This window comes from Streptomyces sp. NPDC047028, from assembly GCF_040644095.1.
Classification (GTDB): domain Bacteria; phylum Actinomycetota; class Actinomycetes; order Streptomycetales; family Streptomycetaceae; genus Streptomyces.
In genome coordinates this window covers 49,720-70,506 of the sequence record NZ_JBEYVS010000029.1, presented here as the reverse complement: position 1 = coordinate 70,506, position 20,787 = coordinate 49,720, and the positions used below count along the sequence as shown (strand labels likewise).

Sequence of the window (20,787 nt, the reverse complement as noted above, 5' to 3'; positions counted from 1 at the left end):
ACCGGTCAGGTGATCTGCAGCTCCGGCCAGACGAGGGTGGCGGCGCCCCAGGACAGGCCTCCGCCGAACGCGGTGAGCAGCACCCGGTGGCCGGCGGCGAGCCGCCCCTCGCCGGTGGCGTCGGCGAGCAGCAGCGGAATGGAGGCGGCGCCGGTGTTGCCGACCCGGTCGATGTTGCTCAGGCGCCGCTCGGCGGGGATGCCGAGCCGGTCCGAGACGGCGTCCAGGATGCGGGCGTTGGCCTGGTGGGCCGCGAACCGGTCGACGTCGTCGAGGCGCCAGCCGGCCCGCTCGGCGGCCTCCGCGGACGCGGCGGTCATGCGTTCCACCGCGTGCCGGTAGGTCTCCCGGCCGACCATCTGGAAGTACCGCTCCTCCGGGTCGACGGGCCGGTCCGAGGACCGCTGCCGGGAGCCGCCCGCCGGCACCTCGATGAGATGGCTGAGCTCGCCGTCGCTGCCGAGCACCAGCGGGCCGATCGCGCCGGGTTCGTCGGCCGAGCCGGCGCGCAGCACCACCGCGCCCGCCCCGTCCGCGAAGATCACCGCGGTGGTGCGGTCCTCCGGGTTGATGATCGTGGTGAAGGCGTCGGCGGCTATCAGCAGCACGTCGTCCGCGATGCCGGCCGCGATCAGTCCGGCGGCCGAGGCCAGTCCGTACAGGAATCCGGAGCAGACGGCCGCCACGTCGAAGGCGGGCACCTGTCCGAGCCCCAGCCGGGCCGCGACCTGCGGTGCGGTCGCCGGGCAGGGCTGGTCCGGGGTGGTGGTGGCGAGCACGACCGCGCCGACCTGCTCGGTGCCCGCCGACTTCAGCGCCCTGAGGCCCGCCTCGACGGCGAGGTCGCCGGTGGACGTGCCGGGCGTGATGTAGCACCGCTCGGCGATCCCGGTCCGCGACCGGATCCAGGCGTCGGAGGTGTCGAGCCGCCGGGACAGGTCGTCGTTGGTCACCACGTTCGGCGGGACGTACGACCCGACGCCGGTGACCACCGCGGCCCGCCCGCCGCTCATGCGCCGGCCTCCGAGGCCAGGACCTCCACGGGGAGGCCCATGTAGGCCATGCGGACCTCGGCCATCTCGTCGGTCCACCGCTCGGCCATGTCGTAGCGCTGCTCGGCGGTGGTGTCGAGCATCCGTACGCCCGGCCAGATCTCGTAGTCCCCGATCCTGTCCGCGTGTTCGGCCATGCCCTGCTGGAACAGCTCCTCGCGGTGGATGACGAACTCCCGGTCCGGGATCTCGTCCCACAGCTTCACGCCGGAGCGCAGGATCTGAAGCAGCCGCGGCTTGTACTCCGGGTGCTTGATGACGTGGTCGCGCAGAATGGTGCTGGCCACGGTGAGGTGGCGGATCTCGTCGATGGCGGTGCCGCGGGAGATCTCGCCGGTCGCCGCGGAGAGCGGGGTCCACTTGCGCTCGCTCAGCTCGGCGGCCGGGGCGAGCACGCCCTCGATGATGATGGCGAACACGGCGACCCCGCCGGGGAAGTCGGCCTGGTCGCGGACGATGTCCAGGGTGAAGTCCACCACCGGGTCCAGGACCCGCTTCCGGTAGTCCCGGGCCATCTCCTCGATGCCCCCCAGCAGCGTGTCCGAGGGGATGCCCAGGTCCACCAGGTGCTGCCGGAAGACCCGGGCGTGCCGGGCCTCGTCGATCAGCTGGGTGGCGTAGAACTCCATCTCGGGGATGCCGGGCGCGATCGACACGTAGTGGCCGAGCAGCCGGGTGGCCAGCTCCTCCGCCAGCGCCCGGAAGCCGAACTCCAGCACCAGGGCCTCGCGCAGCGGGCCGGGGGCCTTCAGGAAGTCCGGGGTGAGCGCGTTCTCGTGGTGGCCGGTCACCCCGCGGTCGCGCAGGGTGCCCTGGGCGACCGAGGTGATCCAGTAGGCGAGGTCGCACTCCTCGGGGCCGAGGGTGAGTTCCTTCGCGCCGTCCAGCAGACCGGGCGCCTTGTCCCAGTCCGCCTCGGGTGCCACGGGTGCGGTCATGATGCGACGGCCTCCTTAGCCGGACGCAGGGAGCCGGCGTACAGCCCGCCGGCGTAACTGAACAGCGGCAGCCCGGGGTCCGCCGTGGCGCGTACGACGTGACCGAGCAGCAGTTCGCTGTCGCCCGCCGCCTGCGCGGAGTGGAAGCGGCAGACGTAGTGGGCGAGCGCGCCCGCGATGAGCGGGGCGTGCGCGTACCGGTCCGCCGTCCAGGCGAGGCCCGCGAAGGCCGCGTCCCCGTCGGGCCGGGAGCTGTCGGCGAAGTGCCGTGCCACGTCGGCCTGGTCGGCGCCGAGCACGTTGATCGCGAAGCGGCCCTCGGCGGCGGCCAGCCGGGCGAACGACGAGCCGGCCCGCAGCACCACCCCGACCAGCAGCGGCTCGCGCGAGACCAGGGTGACGGTGCTCGCGGTGGTGCCGTGCATCCGCTCCTCGGGGCCCGTGGTCAGCACCGACACCGGGGACGCCAGGTGGTACAGCGCCCGCCGCCGCTCGGCCGGGTCCTGCCGTACGGGACGCCGTACGCCGGTCGCCGTGGTCATCGCACGGCCTCCGTCTCCTGCACCGGCCGCGGTACGGTCGTACGCGCCGGGACGTGCCCGACCGGCACCGGCTCCGTCGCGTGCCCGACCGGCTTGGGGTGCGGCAGGCCCAGGTCGTCCAGCAGCCGCAGGTAGCCCTCCTGGCGCACCGGCTCGAAGGGCAGCGCGAACGACTTCATGAAGTTGCCGAACAGGCCCCGGTCGCCGAACAGGTGGAACGGCAGCACCAGCAGCGCCCACTCCGGCTTGACCAGCCAGCACCACAGCGCGGCGACAGCGCCCTGAGTGATCAGGCTGTGCATGACGTTGTAGAGGACGTAGTACGCCTTGGGGATCGGCCGGCCGCCGCTCCTGCGGAACGCGATCGCGCCCGGGATGTAGCCGATCAGGTCGATGTAGAGGAACAGTCCGAGCGCCGGCAGCCAGCGGATGTCGCCGAAGTGGTAGACGATCAGTCCGGTGGTGACGGCGAGGCCCACCAGGTACTCGGCGCGGTGCAGCGAGTACGTGCGCGGTGTCTCGAACGGGTTCGCCTGGTCCATGGGTCAGCTCCTCGCCCCGGTCCTAGGCGCCGACCGCGGCGGGCCGGCCCAGTTCGATGCCGCCCCGCACGCGCACCGCCGGGTACAGGCCGGTCAGCGCCCAGGCGACGGTCTCCTTGATGACCCGCTCGGCGATCGGGTCGAGGATGCCCTCCAGGCTCGGGATGCCGAAGTCGAAGTCGGCGTCGAAGCGGACGGCCACGTCGGCGCCGTCCTGCCGGATCGACCAGGTCCCCTCGAAGGAGTCGAAGTCGCCGTCGGACTGCTCGAAGCGGATCTCGCCCGCCTCCGGGTCCACCGTGTCGTCCTCGGTCCAGCGCAGCAGACCGCTGCGGAAGTGCAGCTCCCAGCTGGAGGAGGCCTTCGGGTCGGGGTAGGAGGCGTGCACGGTGGTCGCGTTGACGTGGGGCGCCAGCTCCGGGTAGCGCTCCCAGCGGCGCACGGCGTGCAGGACCGTTTCCGCCTGCTCCGCGGGTATCAGGGCATCGAGTTCGACGTGCCGCACGATCAGTTACCGCCTTCCGGCATTGTGGCCGCGCCCTTGATCAGGTCGCGAGTGGCCAGGTCGAAGGAGTTGACGAGGAAGTCCACGTCGGTGTCGGTCAGCACGGCGGGCGGTGTGAACCGCACCACCGAGCTGCCGTTCATGGAGTGGTTGGCGACCACACCGTGGTTGAACAGCTCGATCAGCAGCTCGCCGGCGAGGCCCGCCTCGACCAGCTCCACACCAATGAGCAGGCCCCGGCCGCGCACCTCCACGACCAGCTCGGGGATGTTGCGGTGGGCGACCTCCGCGATCCGCGGCAGCAGCCGCGCACCGATGTCCATCGCCCGGGTGACCAGGCGCTCCTCCTTGACGGCCCGCACCGCGCCCTGCACCGCGGCCATCAGCACCGGCTGCCCGGAGAACGTGGCGGTGTGGACGTAGGGGTCCTTGTCGAAGGGGCGGAACGCCTTGCGGGTGGCGACGGCCGCCGACACCGGCATCACACCGCCGCCGAGCGCCTTCCCGGCGAGCAGGACGTCCGGTACGACGCCTTCCACGTCGGCGCCCCACCACTCGCCGAGCCGGCCGAATCCGGACTGCACCTCGTCCAGGATCAGGAACCCGTCGTACTCGCGGACCAGTTCCTCGACCCGCTTCAGATAGCCCTTGGGCGGGATGATCACACCGCCCTCGCCCTGCACCGGCTCCAGGATCACGCAGACCTCACCGGGGTGGGCCCGCAGCTCGGCCTCCAGCGCGTCCGCGTCACCGAACGGCAGGTGCAGGAAGTCCGGGACGAGCGGCCGGAACGGCGCCTGGTACACGTCCTTCGCGGTCGCCGACAGCGCCCCCAGCGTCTTGCCGTGGTAGCCGCCGCGCATCGAGATCGTCCGCTTGTACCCGTTGGCACGGGCCAGCTTCAGCCCCGTCTCCACCGCCTCCGCACCCGAGAGCGCGAAGTGCACCCGGTCGAGCCCGGCCGGCAGCACCGACACCAGCGCCTCCGCGGCCCGCGCCACCGTCGGCTCCAGCAGGATCCGGGTCGCCGTCGGGTGGGTGCGCAGCTGGCGCTCCACCTCCTCCATCACGATCGGATGCCGGGCGCCCATGATGAACACCCCGTAACCACCCGCGTTCAGGAACCGCTCACCGTCACTCGTGGTGAGCCAGGCGCCCTCCGACGCCGTCTCCATATGACTACCGAACAACTCGGCGAGCGTGGCCCGGCCCTTGCTCAGATGGGCCCGGTACAACCCGAGAATCTCCGCCTCACTATCGGCGCCAAGCGCCGCCGGGGCGTCCTGAATGACGGTCACGTGTAGCTCACTCCAAGAAGGTGGGATGTTGAGACGCCGGTTGGGGAGACGCCCCTGAAAGGGGCGCGGGGCTGTGTCTGCTTGCGGCTGCCGCCGCGTGGGCGTGATCAGCCACGACGGCCCCGCAGTCGCCCACCCGGCTCAGCCGGCCGAGCTCTACGCCAGTACCAGTGGCCCCCCGCCGAAATAGGTCAGCAGAGGCTCAGCCGCAGCAATCCGAGAGGGCGGATGAAAGGCCAGCGCACGCACAGCCGCAGCGACCTGCGTACTCGCACTGCTCTGAATGAAGTCCAGCCCGCCCAGCAACTCCAGCGACCGGGCCACGATGTCCGGCAGCGCGTTCTGCACCGCATAACGCGCGACCAGCACCCGCGCCACCGACGCCTCGTCGCCCGGCTCCGGCCCCGTTCCGCGGGCCACGCCCTCCAGCAGGGCCAGCGCGGCCTCCATGTCGACGGCGAGCGCGGCCCGCTCCTCCGCGCTGCCCCGCTTGCGCTCCAGCACGTGCTCCACGAGCGCGGCGGCCCCGCCGGCGTACCCGGCGGAGATCAGCATCTCGAACCAGACGAACCCGGCCGACTGCAGATCGTCCAGGCGGGTGGGGTCGTCCGCGCCGGCCCGCACGACCATCTCGGCCGGCACGAACACGTCCTCCAGGCGGACCTCGTCGCTCTCCGCGCCGGCCAGCAGGTCGTTGCCCCAGAACGGGTGCACGGTGAGGCCGGGCGCGTCGGAGGGCACCAGGGCCAGCGCCAGTTCCGGCTCGCCGCCGTCCTCGCCGTGGATCGCGATGGACGCGGTCAGCAGGCTCATCGAACGGGACAGGCTGCACGGCTTCTTCGCGCCGGACAGCAGGAACCCGCCCTCGACCGGGCGCGCGGTCACGGCCGGCTTCAGCACGTTCTGCGCGGTACGGCCCTCCGCCCAGCCGGACGCCATCACCATCTGCTCCGGCACGATCCGGTGCAGCAGCGCGGTCTGCCCGCCGGTGAGCCGGCCCGACTTGACCGCCAGCGAGTACAGCATGGCGGCGGTGAAGTGGTGCATGGACACGGCGGCGACCAGCGACGGCGACACCGCGCCGAGCGCCAGCTGCACGTGCAGCGCCTCCAGCGGGGCGGCGCCGTGGCCGCCGTAGACCTCGGGGATCAGCAGGCCCACCCCGCCGTGGATGCGGAACAGGTCGATCACCGGGCTGCCGGGCCGCTCCCGCTGGACGTACGGGATCTGGTCCAGCTCCTTGAGGAGTCCGGGATGGAACCGCTCGCAGACGGTCCGGGCAGCATCGAGGGAACGCACGGGAAACCTCCGGAAGACTTCGAGAGCGGGGCTCAGGCGCCGAACACGGCGTCGTACGGGCTCACGTCGCGGGCGATGCTGACTCCCTGCACGTGGGACGTCTTGAGCATCGGGTAGTTGGCCTCGCCGAAGGCGCCGCCGGTGCGGCCGGTGCCGCCGTGGCTCGGCAGGTACGGCAGGAAGCCGATGTGGGAGTCGTTGACCTTCAGCAGGCCGCCGTTGACCGTGCGGCGCACGAAGGTCTCGATGACGTGGTCGGAGCGTGACCACAGCGAGTTGCGCAGCCCGTAGTCGTTGCTGTTGACGAACTGCAGGAACGCCTCCAGCAGGGCGTCGTCGTTGTCGCGTTCGGCGACCACGATCGGGACCAGCGGGAAGAACGTCTCCTCGCGGACCACGTCGTACGTGCGCGCCCGGTCCAGGCCGTCCACGCGGACCACCGTCGGCTGCAGGAACACACCCGTCTCCGACACGGTGCCGTCCAGCTCGGTGCGGTTGCCGCCGGTGACCAGCTCGGCCCCGTTGTCCAGGGCCTGCCGCAGCAGCCGGAAGAACCGCTCGCTGCGCCGGACCGGCGACAGCAGCACGTCCTCCTCCTCGGGCAGGCCCGGCCGGATGCCCTTGACCTGCTCGCGGACCTCCGCGATCAGCGCCTCGGCGATCTCCGGGTGGACGAGGACGTAGTTGGGCACCATGCAGATCTGCCCGGAGCCGTAGAACGCCTCCGTGATGGCCTCGGCCGCCCACTTCACGTCGGCGTCCTTCCACACCACGATGCCGTCGTTGCCGGCGAGTTCGAGGATCGGCTTCTTGCCGTGGGAGACGCACTGCTGCTCGAAGCGCAGGCCCTCCTGGCTGCCGCCGATGTAGAAGATGTCGTTGATCAGCGGGTCCGCGATCCAGCGGTCCATCGTCTGCTTAGGGTTGGAGCACACCGCGTTCAGCACCCCGGCCGGCGCGTCGGCCTCCTCCAGCAGCGGGGCCACGATCTCCCGCAGCAGCCACATCGTGGACAGCGCGATCGACCGCGGCGCCCGCACCACCACCGCGTTGCCGGCCATCAGCGCCAGCACGCACAGCGCGGCCGACGGCAGCGGGGCGTTCTGCGGCGGGTTGAACGCGACGACCCCGTCCGGCTGGCGGTGCAGGATCAGCTTGCGGCCGTTGTACTCCTTCTCCACCCGCATCTGCTTCAGATACCAGCGCAGCGACCCGGGGGCGTAGATCTGCAGCAGGCAGCTCAGCTCCCAGCGGGCCAGCTTCACCGGGTGCGACTCGGCGACCAGCATCCGCAGGAACTCGTCCTGGTGCTTGATCAGTTCCTCCCGGAACCGGGTGCCCAGCCGCATCCGCCGCTCCAGCGGTACGGCCGCCCAGTCCGGGGCCGCCGCGGCTGCCGCCTGCGAGGCCAGGTCGATGGCGGAATCGTCCGCGATCGCGCAGCGCCCGACCACGTACGGGTGCCGGGCCGCCTCGGACTCCGGGTCCTGTTCGAGGGTGCGCTTCAGGCTGACGCTCGTGAAAACGTCTTCCAGCAGGGAACGCCCGCTGACGGTGTACACCCACCCGTCACCGGCGACGTCCTTGCCCGCGATGTAGAGGTCGTAGCTCTTGAATCCGGAAGGTGCCTCGGCACTCTCCTCCTGCGCTGCTTCGCGAAGCATCTTCAGCCTTTCAGATATGGCGAGTGGATTTCTTGAAGCAATGCGAGCCTGACAGCGGAATCTGACCCCGCGCTGACACCGGACTGATTCAGCCATCGGGCCGGTCAGGACCCGTCAGCGGGGCGTCAGCCGGCGCTGCTTGCATGAGGCGCATGCCACCTGTCGACAGCACGATCCAGCGGTTGCGCGAACTGCCGCGCCCCGAACTCGCCGAAGAGATCGAGACAATCGCCCTGGAGAAATTCCGGGCCGTGCTCCTCATGGACGAGTCCGAGGATCTCCCCCTCGACGTCAGCTATTTCGATCTCGGCCTCACCTCGCTGCGGCTGACCGAGATACGGCAGAGCCTGGAGCAGCTCCTGGACCTGTCGATCAACGTCAGCGTGCTCTTCAACGAGCCGACGATCCTCCACCTCGTGGACCACCTGACGCAGGCCATCACCGACCAGAGCCAGAACGCCTAGAAGGAGTCGCTCCATGCCGCGCACGGAATCAGAGCAGGCGCCCGAGCCGGTCGCGATCGTCGGAATCGGTCTGCGGTTCCCCGGCGGCAGCGGCTCACCCGACGAGTTCGACACCTTCCTCAAGGAGGGCCGCAGCGGCATCAGCCCGCTGCCCAGGGACCGCTGGGACGTCGAGGCGTTCACCCCCGAGGGAGACGACGACAAGGGCAAGATTCGCGCCTCGGCGGGCGGATTCCTGGACCGCATCGACCTGTTCGACGCCGGCTTCTTCAACATCTCCCCGAAGGAAGCCCGCTACATGGACCCCCAGCAGCGGCTGCTGCTGGAGACCGCCTGGCAGGCCCTGGAGCACACCGGCATCGACCCGGCGCCGCTGCGCCGCGGCAACGGCGGCGTCTACATCGGCGCCAGCTCCATCGACTACGCCCTCGAACTGGACGCGCTGCCCTACGAGGAACTCGACGGCCACCTCGCGTCCGGCATCACCATGTTCCCGCTGTCCGGCCGGCTCTCCTACTTCCTCGGCTGGCGCGGACCCAGCATGAGCGTCGACACCGCCTGCTCCTCCTCGCTGGTCGCCCTGCACCTGGCCGTGCAGGCGCTGCGCGCCGGCGAGAGCGACATCGCGCTGTGCGGCGGCGTCAACGCCCTGCACCACCCGCGCATCCCGGTGATGTTCTCCAACGCCCAGATGCTCGCCCCCGACGGCCACTGCAAGACGTTCGACGAGGCCGCCGACGGCTACGCGCGCGCCGAGGGCTGCGGCATCGTCGTCCTCAAGCGCCTCTCCGACGCCGAGCGCGACGGCGACCGCATCCTCGCCCTCGTCCGTGGCACCGCCGTCGGCCAGGACGGCGACAGCGCCGGCCTCACCGTCCCCAACGGGCCCGCCCAGGAGAAGGTCATCCGCAGCGCGCTCGCCGCCGCCCACCTCGCGCCCGAGGACATCAGCTACGTCGAGGCGCACGGCACCGGCACCCCGCTCGGCGACCCCATCGAGTTCGGCGCCATCGGCGACGTGTTCATCGACTCCCACACCAAGGACCGTCCGGTGCTGGTCGGTTCGGTGAAGACCAACCTCGGTCACATGGAGCCCGCCTCCGGCATCGTCGGCGTCATCAAGACCGTGCTCCAGCTGCGCTCCGGCACGATCTACCCGCACATCAACCTCAACACCCCCTCCGGGCGCATCCCCTGGGACCTGTACCCGGTGCGGGTGCCGACCGCGTGCGAGCCGTGGGACGCCGAGGTCCGCCGTGCCGTCGTCAACAGCTTCGGGTTCGCCGGAACCATCGGCGCGGTGGTGCTGGAGCAGGCGCCGGCCCCGGTCGAGCGGCCGGCCGAGGGGGCGCGGCCGGAGGAGACCGGCGCTGCCCCCCTGTTCACCCTGTCCGCGAAGAACGCCGCCGCCCTACGCGAACTGGCCGGTGCGTACCGGACGTTGCTCGACGAACGGCCCGAGCTGACCGTCTCCGCGCTCTGCCACAGCGCCAACACCACCCGCGGCCACCACCCCTACCGGATCGCCGCCCCCGTCGCCGACCGCGCCGCGCTCACCAAGCTCCTCGACCGTGCCGCCGAGGCCGAGCACGAGGGCCCCACCGGCATCCGCAAGACCGCCTTCATGTTCACCGGCCAGGGCTCCCAGTACGCCGGCATGGGCGCCGCCCTCTACGCGGCCCTTCCCGTCTTCCGCGAGCACGTCGACGCGTGCGACCGGCTGTTCGCCACCCACCTCGGCCGCTCCGTGCGCGAGCTGCTCCTCGGCAGCGCCGCCGACCCCGAGGCGATCGACCGCACCGAGTACACCCAGCCCGCCCTGTTCACCCTGGAGTACGCCCTCGCCCAGCAGTGGCTGGCCTGGGGCGCCAAGCCCAACGTGCTCATCGGGCACAGCATCGGCGAGGTCGTCGCCGCCGCCGTCGCCGGCCTGTTCAGCCTGCCCGACGCCGTCACCCTCGTCGCCGCCCGCGCCCGGCTGATGCAGGCCGTCAGCACCGAGGGCGGGATGGCCGCCGTCGCCGCGCCCGTCGAAGACGTCGAACCCCTCCTCGCCGGCCACGACGACCTCGCCCTCGCCGGGATCAACGCACCCGACCAGACCGTCATCTCCGGCGCCACCGCCGCGCTGGAGGAGGTCCTCGCCGTCCTCGACGGCCGGGGCGTCCGCGTCGACCGGCTCAAGGTCTCCCACGCCTTCCACTCGCCCCTGATGGCCGAGGTCTACGACGACTTCCGCGCCGCGCTGGACGGCATCACCTTCCACGAGCCGAAAATCAGCCTGATCTCCAACGTCACCGGGCGCCTCGCCCGGTTCCGCGAGATCGGCACCCCCGACTACTGGGTGCGGCACATCGGTGAACCCGTCCGCTTCCTCGACGGCATCCGCGCCGTCGCCAAGCGCGGCCGGCACGCCCTCATCGAGATCGGCCCCCAGGCCGGCCTCACCGCCCTCGCCCGCCGGGGCGTCACCGTCGAGGACCACGTGTGGCTGGCCAGCCTGCGCCGCCGCGACACCACGACGGCCACCACCCTCACCGCGCTCGCCGACTACTACACGGCCGGACTGCCTGTCTCCTGGGACGGCTACCACGCAGGACAGCCGGTGCCCGCACGCGTCGACCTGCCGACGTACGCCTTCCAGCGCAAGCGCTACTGGCTGCCCTCCGTCACCCCCCGCCGCTCCACCGCGAACGGCGCCGCACGGCACCTGCTGCTCGGCGTGGAGGAGCGGTTCGCCAGCGGCGTACGGGAGTTCAACGCCGAGTTCACCACCGAGGAACTCGGCGCGCTCGCCGACCTCACCGACGGCGGCCGCACCACCCTCCCGGCCGGCGCCTACGTCGACCTGCTGCTCGCCGCCCAGGACGCCGTGCAGGGCCACGCCCGCAACGCCGTCCGCGACCTCAGGCTCCTCGCCCCCCTCGACCTGGCACCCGAGACCACCACCGCGCTCACCACCCGCTGGCGACCGCGCCGCGCGGGCGGCGCCGACGTCGAGGTGTTCACCGTCGTCGGCGGCGAGGAGAACCTGCACGCCACCGCCGTCGTCGCCGCCGACCCCGAACCCCTCGTCCCCGTCTCCGAGCTGGCCGAACTGGACGCCACCCTCCCCCCGGCCGGACAGCGGATCGACGACGAGGACATCTACACCGACCTCGCCTCCGTCGGCCGCGCCCACGGCCCCCGCATGCGCCTCCTCCTCAACGCCGCCCGCCACGCCGACGGACTGGTCACAGGCGAGCTGTCCGGCCGCGACGCCACCGCCGTCGAGCACGTGCCGGCCGAGCTGCTGGAGGCAGCCGTGCAGGCGCTGGTCGTCCTCGACCCCGAGGGCCCGGTGTTCGTACCGCGCGAGATCGCCGCCGTACGGCACTTCCGTAAGCCGCGCGGCGAGAACCTCCGCGTCCTCGCCCGGGTCCGCGGCGACCTGGACGCCCGCCTCGCCGACGTCCTGCTGCTGGAGAACGGCGACCCCGTCGCCGAACTGCTCGGCGTGCGCATGGCCCGGCCCGAGGGCCGCACCGGCCGCCGCCAGTTCCTGCACCGCCCCGAATGGGTGCGCCGCGCCCTGCCCGCGAAGGACGCCGCCCCGGCCCGGCACGTCGTCCTCCTCGACCCGGCCGCCGTGCGCGCTGCCGAACTCGCCGGCGAACCCGGTCTGAAGGTCACCTGGCTGCCCGACCTCACCGACTTCAAGGCCGCCCTGGAGGACCCCACCGTCACCGACGTCTGCCGCGTCTGGCGGCAGCACCCCGAACCGATGTCCGCCGACCGGCTGCGCGCCGAGTGCGAGGACAACTACCGCGAACTCCTCGCCCTGACGGCCGCGTTGGACACCGTGGACAGCGCCCGGCCGCCCCGGCTCTGGCTGGTCACCGAGGGCGCCCAGTGGCTCCCCGGCGACCCGGCCGGCGACGGCGGCCACCTCGCCGCCGCCACCCTGTGGGGCTTCGGCCGCGTCCTGCTCACCGAGTACCCGCAACTGCGAGCCACCCTCGTCGACCTCGCCCCCGGCAGCGGCCTCGCGCCCCTCGCCGAGGAATGGCGCACCGAACCGGCCGGCGAGTACCAGGTCGCCCACCGGCCCGGCCGCCGCTACGTGCGCCGGCTGCTCGCCGGTGACGCCCCCCTCACCTGGACCGGAGGCTTCGAGCTGCGCGCCGCCGACTCCGGCGACCTCTCCGACCTCGCCCTCGCCCCGGCCGCCGGACGCGCACCGGAGACGGACGAGGTCCAGGTCCGCGTGCACACCGTCGGCCTCACCGCCGAGGACGCCCGCACCGCCCTCGACACCGGCCGCGCCGAACGCGCCGAGGAGGACGGCGCCGAGGAGGAACCGCCGCCGCTGCTCGGCCAGTCCGCCCGCGGCACCGTCATCGCCGCCGCCGACGGCACCGGATTCGCACCCGGCGACGAGGTCCTCGTCCGCCACGACGGCACGTTCCGCTCCACGCTCACCGTGCCCGCCGTCGCCGTCGTCCACGCCACCGGCTCCGACGACACCGCCCCGCACTTCCGCCTCGACGAGACCGGCGAGGCACTGCGCACCGCCCTCTCCGACCCGGCCGGCCGCGCCTGGGTGACCCTGCCCGAGGACCCGGCCGAGGAGCGGACCCCCGAGGACGACGGCCCGGTGGGCCTGCGCGCCGACCGCACCTACCTGGTCACCGGCGGCCTCGGCGGTCTCGGCCTGGTCACGGCCCGCAAGCTGGTCGCCCTCGGCGCCCGCCACCTCACCCTGGTCAGCCGCAGCGGCCGGCCCACCGAGGAGGCCGCACCGGTCCTCGCCGACCTCGCCGCCGACGCCGAGATCGCCGTCGTACGCGCCGACGTCTCCCGCGCGGAGGACGTCCGGCGCCTGGTGCGGCAGATCGCGGACGGACCGTACCCGGTCGGCGGGATCGTGCACGCCGCCGGTTCCTACGACAAGAAGCTGATCTCCGAACTGACCTGGGAGTCCGTGGACGCCCAGCTCGCCGCGAAGGCCTACGGCGGCTGGCTCCTGCACGAGGCCGCCGAGGAGAGCTTCCCGGAGCTGGACTTCTTCGTCACCTACTCCTCCATCGCCTCCGTCCTCGGCGGCGCCACCCAGGGCCACTACGCCGCCGCCAGCGCCGGACTCGACGCCCTCGCCGAGTGGCGCGGCCGGCGCGGGGTGCCCGGCCTCTCGGTCAACTGGGGCGCCTGGGCCCGGGTCGGCATGTCCGCCCGGCTGGAGGAGCACCTCAGCCAGGAGATCGAACGCAGCGGCGTCCGCTTCTTCTCCCCGACCCGCGCCCTGGACACCCTGGCCAGGCTGTGGGGCAGGCCCCGCACCCAGCGGATCGTCGGCGAGTTCGACTGGGACCGCTACGTGTCCGGCAGCGTCACCGGAGACCTGTTCTACGACCGGCTCGCCCGGCAGACCCCCGACGACGACGGCACCGGCCTGGACCTCACGGCGCTGGCCGCGCTGCCCGACGCCGAGCGCCTCGCCGCCGTCACCGCGGTCGTCGCCGAGCGGGTCGCCGCCGTCCTGCATTTGGAGGAGGGCGACGAACTGGACCAGAACACCGAGTTCGTCTCGCTGGGCCTGGACTCCCTCATGGCCCAGCAGGTCAGGTCCGGTCTGGAGCAGGCCTTCCGGCTGCCCCTGCCGGCCTCCCTCACCCTCGACCACCCCACGGTCCGCGCACTGGCCCAGTTCGTCGACGGCCGGTTCGCCCCGGCACCGGCGGCGTGACAGCCCCAAGGGACGGGAGAACCCCGATGAACGGCATACCGAGGGAGCGCTGGACGCTCCACCACACCGCCCGGGCCCACGCCGGAAGCCGCCCGGACCACCCCGCGATCGTCTGCGACGGCCGCGTCACCACCTACGACAAGCTGCACCGCGACAGCAACCGCGCCGCCCACGCCCTGCACACCAGCGGCGTCCGGCGCGGCGACCGGATCGCCTACCTGGGCCGCGAGTCCGAGCACTACTACCTCGTGATGATCGCCTGCGCCAAGGCCGGCGCGGTCCTCGTCCCGGTCAACTGGCGGCTCACCCCGCACGAGGTCGACCACATCCTGCGCGACTCCGGGGCGACCCTGATCTTCGTCGACGACGAGTTCTGGGACACCGTCGCCACCGTCCGCCACCAACTGCGCGGACTGCACAAGGTGATCCGGGTCGACGGCACCGACGCCGACGGCGAACCCGCCCGCGGCGCCGGCCTGCCCGCCTGGGCCGCCGACCAGCCCGACACCGACCTCGCGCCAGGCACCGGCCCCGACGACGCGGTCATCCAGATCTACACCAGCGGCACCACCGGCCTGCCCAAGGGCGCGGTCCTCGCCCACCGCAGCTTCTTCACCCTGCCGCACGCCGGCCGCGTGCACGGCGTCGACTGGATCGACTGGCTCCCCGACGACGTCAGCCTGATCTCCCTGCCCGGCTTCGGCGTAGCCGGCATCGGCTGGTTCCTGCACACCTTCAACGCCGGCGGCACCAACGTGATCATGCCGCAGTTCGACCCGCAGGAGGCCGTCCGCCTGATCCGCGCCCATGGGGTGACCACCACCTTCGCCGCCCCGGCCATGTTGCAGGCGATGGCCGCCGAACGCGGAGCCACCCCGGAGGCGTTCGCCTCCCTGCGCAAGATCGCCTACGGCGCCGCCCCCATGTCCGAGACGCTGCTCAAACAGTGCCTGGAGACCTACGGCTGCGAGTTCGCCCAGATCTACGCCAGCACCGAGACCGGCAGCGTCGCCGTCTGCCTGCCGCCCGAGGACCACCACCCCGGCAGTGACAAGCTCACCTCGGTGGGCCGACCCTGCCCCGGGAACGAGATCAAGGTCGTGGACCCGGCCGGCGAGACGCTGCCGGCCGGCGCCATCGGCCAGATCTGCGTCCGCGCCCCGTCCCGGATGCTCGGCTACTGGAACCTGCCCGACGCCACCGCCCGCACCCTGGTGGGGGAGTGGCTGCACATGGGCGACGCCGGCTACCTCGACGAGGACGGCTACCTCCACCTCTGCGACCGCATCAACGACACGATCATCGTCGCCGGCCAGAACATCTACCCGGCCGAGGTCGAGAAGGCCCTCGCGGCCCACCCCGCGGTCGCCGACGCGGCGGTCGTCGGCCTCCCCGACGACCGCTGGGGCGAGAGCGTCCACGCGGTCGTGGTCCTCCGCCCCGGCACCAGGGCGACCCCCCGAGAACTCCTCCTCTCCCTCCGCGGCCGCATAGCCGACTACAAGATCCCCGGCACCTACCACTTCACGGACTCCCTGCCCCGCAACCCCTCGGGCAAGGTCCTCCGCCGCGCAGTCCGAGAACACCTGACAACCCCGGTCGCCTGAACCCCGAAAGGAAACCCATGCCTTCCAACTCCCCGGGGAACAGCGCTCCTTCAGGGGCGCGGGGCGAGAGATTTTCCGGCTCCGCCGGGCGGGCGCGAGCAACTGCCACGCACCCGCACCCCGCGCACGACGCGCACCCCCCTCTCCAGATCGGCATCCTCCTCCCCACGAGAGAACAGGCCATCAACGGCACCTATGCCGCAGCCCCGTTGCTGGACTTCGCAAAGGCGGCGGAAATGCTGGGTTTCGACTCCCTCTGGGCCGGAGACTCCCTCACAGCCCGCCCTCGCCTGGACCCCCTGATCGTCCTCTCGGCGGCAGCCGCGGCAACCAAGCACATCAAGGTCGGCACCGCCGCCCTCACCCCCGCCCTCCGCCACCCCCTCATCGGCGCCAACATGGCCGCAAGCCTCAGCCACGTCGCCGCCGGCCGCCTCATCCTCGGCCTCGGCTCCGGCTTCCCGATGCCCGAGACCGAGGAGGAGTTCGCCTCCGTGGGCGCCTCCTTCCAGGGCAGGGTGGGCCGCCTGGACGAGATCACCGCTCTGTGGCGCACGGCCTGGCGCTCCGGCGAGGAGGGCGAACCCGCCGAGTTCGAGGGGAAGTTCTGGCAGGCGGAGAACCTGGACCGGCTGCCCGCCCCCGCGGTCCCCGGCGGCCCCCCGCTCTGGCTGGCCGGCAGCGACACCCCCAAGGTGCTGGCCCGCGCGGCGACCCGCTACGACGGCTGGCTGCCCTTCCTCCCGGACGTCGACGCCTACGCCCGCGCCCGCCGCCGTATCGCCGAACTCGCCGAAGAGGCCGGCCGCGGCGCCCACGCCGTCACACCCGCGCTGTACGCCACGGTCACGGTGGGCGCCGACGAGGCGGCCGCCCGGGCCGAGCTGGAGCACTACATCAGCCACTACTACGGCCGCTCCCTGGACCAGATGCGGACCATCCAGGCCTACGCCTGGGGCAGCGCCGAGAAGTGCGCCGAGTGGCTCGGCGGCTACGTCCGCGCCGGCGCCCGGCACCTCGTCGTACGGATCGGATCCCTGGATCCCGAGCCGCAGTTGAAGGAGATCGCCGAGGTGCTGCTGCCCGCGGTACGCGCCCTCGGCCAGTCCACCACCGTTGGGAGTACGCAGTCGTGACCACCGCCATCACCGCCGTCGGAAGCCAGATGTCCGCAGCGGGACAGTGGTTCCAGCCCGTGGAGCCCTCGCCCGACGCCTCGATCCGGCTCTTCCTGCTGCCCCACGCGGGCAGCGGCGCCATCATCTACCGCGACTGGGAGCGCCTGCTGCCGCCGGACATCGCCCCGCAGGCGGTCACCCTGCCCGGCAGGCACAACCGCCGTGAGGAGGAGACGTACGAGGACTTCTGGCCGCTGCTGGACGCCCTGCACGACGCGGTCCTGAACGAACTGGACGACCGCCCCTTCGCGTTCTTCGGTCACTGCCTCGGCGCGCAGCTGGCGTTCCGGCTGGCGATCAAGATGGAGGAGGAGGGCGGACCGGTGCCGCTCATGGTCGGCATGTCCGGCTGGTCGCCCATCGGCTTCTTCAAGCCGACCGAGGAGCAGAGCCGGATGCCCGAGCCCGAACTCGTCGAGTGGATCAAGAAGTTGGGCTCGTTCCCGGCCGAGATCTACGACAACCCCGAGATGCTCGCGCTCGTGGTGCCGGCCCTGCGCGCCGACCTCAGGGTGGCGGGGGACTACGACGACGACGGCGCCGGCGTCAGCTGCCCGCTCGCCTCCTACGGCGGCCGCAGCGACCCGCTCCAGGAGACCCCGGACGCCATGACCCACTGGGCCGGGCGCACACCCACCTACCTCGGCCACAACGAGTACGAGGGCGGCCACTTCTACATCGACACCCACGCCCAGGCCGTCACCGCGCACTTCGCGCACCGCCTCCAGCGGCTGGCCGCCGAGGCCGCCCGCTGACGGCCGAAGGCGCCCGACGGCGGCCGACGCCCGCCCACCGACCCGCCGGTCCGTGTCAGCGCCGTGTCAGCGGGGTGCGGGACAGTGGTGCGAAAACCGTCCCAGCGCTTGCTGTTCCGTGCCCCGCCGCGCCCGCGGACACCCCACCGGCACGCCCCCCACAGCACGAAAGAACGACCTAGGAGGGTCGTACATGACCACCGAAGCGGAACTGACCGGCAGCGCGGCCGCCGCCGCACCGCCACCGGACATCGAGGAGGCCGAGGGCAAGCCTGCCTGGGGTGCGCTCCTGGTGGTGCTCGCCGGCCTCTTCATCGCCAACGTCGACTTCTTCATCGTCAACGTCGCCATCCCGTCGCTGCAGAGCGACATGCACGCCACCAGCGCCGAGATCCAGCTCGTCGCGGCGACCTTCAACATCGGCCTGTCCGCCATGCTCATCACCGGCGGCCGGCTCGGTGACCTCTACGGCCGCCGCAAGGTCTTCGCCATCGGCCTGGCCCTGTTCACCCTGTCCTCGGTCGTCTGCGGCATCGCCCCCAACATGGGCGAGCTCATCGTGGCCCGCGCGGTGCAGGGTGCCGCGGCGGCGCTCGTCATCCCGCAGGTGCTGGGCATCCTGACCACCGCCTACACGGGCAAGGCGCGGGTCGCCGCGTTCAACGCCTACGGCATCACCATGGGTGCCTCGGCCGTCTTCGGGCAGCTGATCGGCGGTCTGCTGATCAAGGCCGACATCTTCGGCTGGGACTGGCGGACCATCTTCCTGATCAACGCCCCGATCGGTGTCGTCGTCCTGCTGCTCAGCCCCAAGCTGGTGCCCGAGTCCAAGGCCGAGGGGCACACCGGGCTCGACTGGACCGGTGTGGTCCTGGTGACCGCCGGCCTCACGGCCGTCGTGCTGCCGCTGGTCGAGGGCCGCGAACAGGGCTGGCCAACCTGGACCTGGGAATGCCTGGTCCTCGCGGTGCCGCTGCTCGCCGTGTTCTGGTACACGCAGCGCCGCAAGGCGGCCCGCGACAAGTCGCCGCTGGTCCACCCAAGTCTGTTCGAGGACCGCGCGTTCGGCGTCGGCGTGGTCTCCCTGCTGGTGTTCTTCGCCGCGATGGCCTCCTTCTTCCTGGTCCTCGCGCTGTACCTCCAGGAGGGCCGCGGGCTGTCCGCGCTCCAGTCCGGTCTGCTGTTCATGCCTCTCGGCCTGGGCTTCTTCATCGGCTGCGCGCAGGCGCCGAAGGCCGCGGCCAAGCTGGGCAGGCAGGTCCTGACCGTCGGCGCGATCCTTCAAGCGGTCGGCAACATCGCCCTGGCCGTGACCGCGTACGAACTGGACAGCACCGGCGCCGTCGCCTGGTGCATCCCTGCCATGGTGGTCGCCGGGTTCGGCATGGGCTTCGTCGTCGCCCCGCTGGCCTCCCTGGTCCTGGAGGGGGTGGCCCCGCACCACGCGGCCGCCGCGTCCGGGGTGTTCTCCACCGCCCAGGAGATGGGCAACGCGATCGGCGTCGCGGTCATCGGTGTCGTCTTCTTCGGCGTGGCCGGACAGCACGGCACCGGGCACACCTACGCCCACGCCTTCGGCGAGAGCCTGCTGGTGCAGGCCGGGATCTGTGTGCTGGTGGCGCTGCTGGTGCAGTTCCTGCCCAAGGCCAAGCAGGCCGAGGCCGCCTGACGCGGCACCTGGCTCGACGCTCCGACGGGGTCCGGCGATTTCCGCCGGCCCCCGTTCCGCTGTCTCACAACGTGTCAGTGACTCATCAGATTCCTGTCAGGCCCGCTCATCAGGATGTCCCCAACGCTGGAAGAGCGCTGGAAACCAGCCAACGGAGGGACTCAGATGTCCACAATTGATCAGCTGCCGGCCTGGCCCATGCCCCGCTCCTGCCCGTACGCGCCTCCGGACGAGTACGCCGGCCTGCGCGAGGAGCCCCCGTTGAAGGTACGGATACGCGGCGGCGAGGCCTGGCTGGTGACCCGGCACGCGGACGTCCGCCAGGTCCTCAACGACCACCGGTTCAGCGCCGACGACCAGCAGCCCGGCTTCCCCATCCGCATCCAGCTGCCGCCCGAGCCCGGCATCATGTCCTTCAGCCGTATGGACGACCCCGAACACGGCCGGCAGCGCCGCATGGCGATGACCGAGTTCACCGCCCGCCGCACCCGCGCCCTGCGCCCCGAGGTGGAAGCCCTCGTCGAGGGCCTGCTGGACGAGCTGGAGCGCGGCCCGAACCCGGTCGACCTGGTCAAGGCCTACGCGATCCGGCTGCCCTCCCTGGTGATCGCCCGCATGCTGGGCGTGCCGGAGCAGGACGAGGCCGCGTTCACCGAGCAGAGCCAGGTCATCCTCTCCCAGGAGGCCAGTCCCCAGGTGACCTACGCGGCGTTCGTGGAGATGTCGCAGTACCTCGACCGGCTCGCCGCCGAACGCACCGCCCACCCGCGGGAGGACCTGATCAGCCGGCTCGCCACCCGCTACGTCGCGAGCGGTGAGCTGACCCACCAGGAACTCGTGGCCATGGCCCGCTTCTTCCTCGTCGCCGGCCACGAGACCACCGCCCACCAGATCAGCCTCAGCGTCCTCAGCCTGCTGCGCGACCCGGAGCAGCTCGCCGCACTCCGCGCCGACCCGTCCGGGTACAAGAACGCGGTCGAGGAACTCCTGCGCTACTGGTCCATCTCGCAGGACAACCAGGTGCGGGCCGCCGTGGAGGACGTGGACCTGGGCGGCGCGCTGATCCGCAAGGGCGACGGCGTGATCGTCGCGATCCCCGCGGCCAACCACGACGAGTCCGTCTACCCCGGCGCCGCCCGCGTCGACATCCGCCGCGACGCCTCCGGCCACCTCGCCTTCGGCTACGGCCCCCACCTGTGCCCCGGCGCCTCGCTGGCCCGCATGGAGCTGGAGGTGTGCCTGAGCGCGCTCTTCGCCCGCTTCCCCACGCTGCGCCTGGCGGTGCCGGCCGACGACGTCCGCTTCCGCGAGCACACCATCGTGTACGGCCTGGAGGAACTCCCCGTCACCTGGTGACGGCCCCGGACACACCCCTGTGCGGGCCGCACCTCGCCGCCGATCAGCGGCCGGGGCCTCCCTGATCGCCCCGGGCCCCCCGCACCACACCGGTGTCAGCCGCGTGTCAGCGCCGGGTCAGCCGGGCTTGGCAGAGTCGTCCGTGTCGCACGCTCCGCCCCGTCCGGCCCGCCGGCCGGGGTGGCCGATGCCG

The 20,787-nt window shown here is 72.2% G+C and carries 15 protein-coding genes; 7 read left to right on the top strand and 8 right to left on the bottom strand.

Going from position 1 to position 20,787, the window contains the following annotated elements; translation table 11 throughout:
• Positions 1-5 precede the first annotated feature (5 nt).
• From ABZ854_RS24725 to ABZ854_RS24690, 8 genes are all read right to left on the bottom strand, one after another.
• The gene (locus ABZ854_RS24725) at positions 6-1,013 is read right to left on the bottom strand and encodes a beta-ketoacyl-ACP synthase III (RefSeq protein WP_361214490.1); all 1,008 of its coding nucleotides are present in this window, start codon (positions 1,011-1,013) and stop codon (positions 6-8) included.
• Positions 1,010-1,990: a VlmB-like protein gene (locus tag ABZ854_RS24720; protein ID WP_361214488.1), complete on the bottom strand. Its 981-nt coding sequence runs from the start codon at positions 1,988-1,990 to the stop codon at positions 1,010-1,012. Before ABZ854_RS24720 ends, ABZ854_RS24725 begins: the two co-directional genes overlap by 4 nt.
• The gene (locus ABZ854_RS24715) at positions 1,987-2,532 is read right to left on the bottom strand and encodes a flavin reductase family protein (protein WP_361214486.1); all 546 of its coding nucleotides are present in this window, start codon (positions 2,530-2,532) and stop codon (positions 1,987-1,989) included. The genes ABZ854_RS24720 and ABZ854_RS24715 overlap by 4 nt, the downstream gene beginning before the upstream one ends.
• Positions 2,529-3,074 (bottom strand): hypothetical protein, encoded by a 546-nt coding sequence (locus ABZ854_RS24710; RefSeq protein WP_361214484.1) that lies wholly within the window; start codon positions 3,072-3,074, stop codon positions 2,529-2,531. The genes ABZ854_RS24715 and ABZ854_RS24710 overlap by 4 nt, the downstream gene beginning before the upstream one ends.
• A gap of 22 nt (positions 3,075-3,096) precedes the next feature.
• Positions 3,097-3,579, bottom strand: a complete 483-nt coding sequence (locus tag ABZ854_RS24705; protein ID WP_361214482.1) for an SRPBCC family protein — start codon at positions 3,577-3,579, stop codon at positions 3,097-3,099.
• A gap of 2 nt (positions 3,580-3,581) precedes the next feature.
• On the bottom strand, positions 3,582-4,877 hold the full coding sequence (locus ABZ854_RS24700) for an aminotransferase class III-fold pyridoxal phosphate-dependent enzyme (RefSeq protein WP_361214480.1): 1,296 nt from the start codon (positions 4,875-4,877) through the stop codon (positions 3,582-3,584).
• 156 nt (positions 4,878-5,033) lie between these two features.
• Positions 5,034-6,176: an acyl-CoA dehydrogenase family protein gene (locus ABZ854_RS24695; RefSeq protein ID WP_361214478.1), complete on the bottom strand. Its 1,143-nt coding sequence runs from the start codon at positions 6,174-6,176 to the stop codon at positions 5,034-5,036.
• A gap of 32 nt (positions 6,177-6,208) precedes the next feature.
• A complete protein-coding gene (locus ABZ854_RS24690; RefSeq protein WP_361214476.1) occupies positions 6,209-7,840 on the bottom strand; it encodes an aldehyde dehydrogenase in 1,632 nt (543 codons plus the stop codon).
• Positions 7,841-7,992: 152 nt separating this feature from the next.
• Here ABZ854_RS24690 and ABZ854_RS24685 point away from each other — a divergent pair, with 152 nt between their 5' ends.
• The 7 genes from ABZ854_RS24685 (at position 7,993) to ABZ854_RS24655 (ending at position 20,594) form a co-directional block, all read left to right on the top strand.
• Entirely contained in the window at positions 7,993-8,304 is a 312-nt protein-coding gene (locus tag ABZ854_RS24685; RefSeq protein ID WP_361214475.1) for an acyl carrier protein, read from the top strand.
• Positions 8,305-8,317: 13 nt separating this feature from the next.
• Positions 8,318-14,029 carry an SDR family NAD(P)-dependent oxidoreductase gene (locus ABZ854_RS24680; RefSeq protein WP_361214473.1) on the top strand — a complete coding sequence of 1,904 codons (5,712 nt, stop codon included), beginning with the start codon at positions 8,318-8,320 and terminating at the stop codon, positions 14,027-14,029.
• 26 nt (positions 14,030-14,055) lie between these two features.
• The gene (locus tag ABZ854_RS24675; RefSeq protein WP_361214471.1) at positions 14,056-15,636 is read left to right on the top strand and encodes a fatty acid--CoA ligase; all 1,581 of its coding nucleotides are present in this window, start codon (positions 14,056-14,058) and stop codon (positions 15,634-15,636) included.
• Between the two features lie 17 nt (positions 15,637-15,653).
• Positions 15,654-16,772, top strand: a complete 1,119-nt coding sequence (locus ABZ854_RS24670; protein ID WP_361214469.1) for an LLM class flavin-dependent oxidoreductase — start codon at positions 15,654-15,656, stop codon at positions 16,770-16,772.
• Between the two features lie 29 nt (positions 16,773-16,801).
• Positions 16,802-17,569, top strand: a complete 768-nt coding sequence (locus ABZ854_RS24665) for a thioesterase domain-containing protein (protein WP_361214573.1) — start codon at positions 16,802-16,804, stop codon at positions 17,567-17,569.
• A gap of 193 nt (positions 17,570-17,762) precedes the next feature.
• Positions 17,763-19,238 (top strand): MFS transporter, encoded by a 1,476-nt coding sequence (locus ABZ854_RS24660; RefSeq protein ID WP_361214467.1) that lies wholly within the window; start codon positions 17,763-17,765, stop codon positions 19,236-19,238.
• A gap of 165 nt (positions 19,239-19,403) precedes the next feature.
• On the top strand, positions 19,404-20,594 hold the full coding sequence (locus tag ABZ854_RS24655; RefSeq protein ID WP_361214465.1) for a cytochrome P450: 1,191 nt from the start codon (positions 19,404-19,406) through the stop codon (positions 20,592-20,594).
• Positions 20,595-20,787: the final 193 nt, after the last annotated feature.

Coding starts and splice junctions, on each gene's coding strand:
- ABZ854_RS24725 (WP_361214490.1), bottom strand. CDS start 1,013: ATGAGCGGCGGGCGGGCCGCGGTGGTCACCGGCGTCGGGTCGTACGTC.
- ABZ854_RS24720 (WP_361214488.1), bottom strand. CDS start 1,990: ATGACCGCACCCGTGGCACCCGAGGCGGACTGGGACAAGGCGCCCGGT.
- ABZ854_RS24715 (WP_361214486.1), bottom strand. CDS start 2,532: ATGACCACGGCGACCGGCGTACGGCGTCCCGTACGGCAGGACCCGGCC.
- ABZ854_RS24710 (WP_361214484.1), bottom strand. CDS start 3,074: ATGGACCAGGCGAACCCGTTCGAGACACCGCGCACGTACTCGCTGCAC.
- ABZ854_RS24690 (WP_361214476.1), bottom strand. CDS start 7,840: ATGCTTCGCGAAGCAGCGCAGGAGGAGAGTGCCGAGGCACCTTCCGGA.
- ABZ854_RS24685 (WP_361214475.1), top strand. CDS start 7,993: ATGCCACCTGTCGACAGCACGATCCAGCGGTTGCGCGAACTGCCGCGC.
- ABZ854_RS24680 (WP_361214473.1), top strand. CDS start 8,318: ATGCCGCGCACGGAATCAGAGCAGGCGCCCGAGCCGGTCGCGATCGTC.
- ABZ854_RS24675 (WP_361214471.1), top strand. CDS start 14,056: ATGAACGGCATACCGAGGGAGCGCTGGACGCTCCACCACACCGCCCGG.
- ABZ854_RS24670 (WP_361214469.1), top strand. CDS start 15,654: ATGCCTTCCAACTCCCCGGGGAACAGCGCTCCTTCAGGGGCGCGGGGC.
- ABZ854_RS24665 (WP_361214573.1), top strand. CDS start 16,802: ATGTCCGCAGCGGGACAGTGGTTCCAGCCCGTGGAGCCCTCGCCCGAC.
- ABZ854_RS24660 (WP_361214467.1), top strand. CDS start 17,763: ATGACCACCGAAGCGGAACTGACCGGCAGCGCGGCCGCCGCCGCACCG.
- ABZ854_RS24655 (WP_361214465.1), top strand. CDS start 19,404: ATGTCCACAATTGATCAGCTGCCGGCCTGGCCCATGCCCCGCTCCTGC.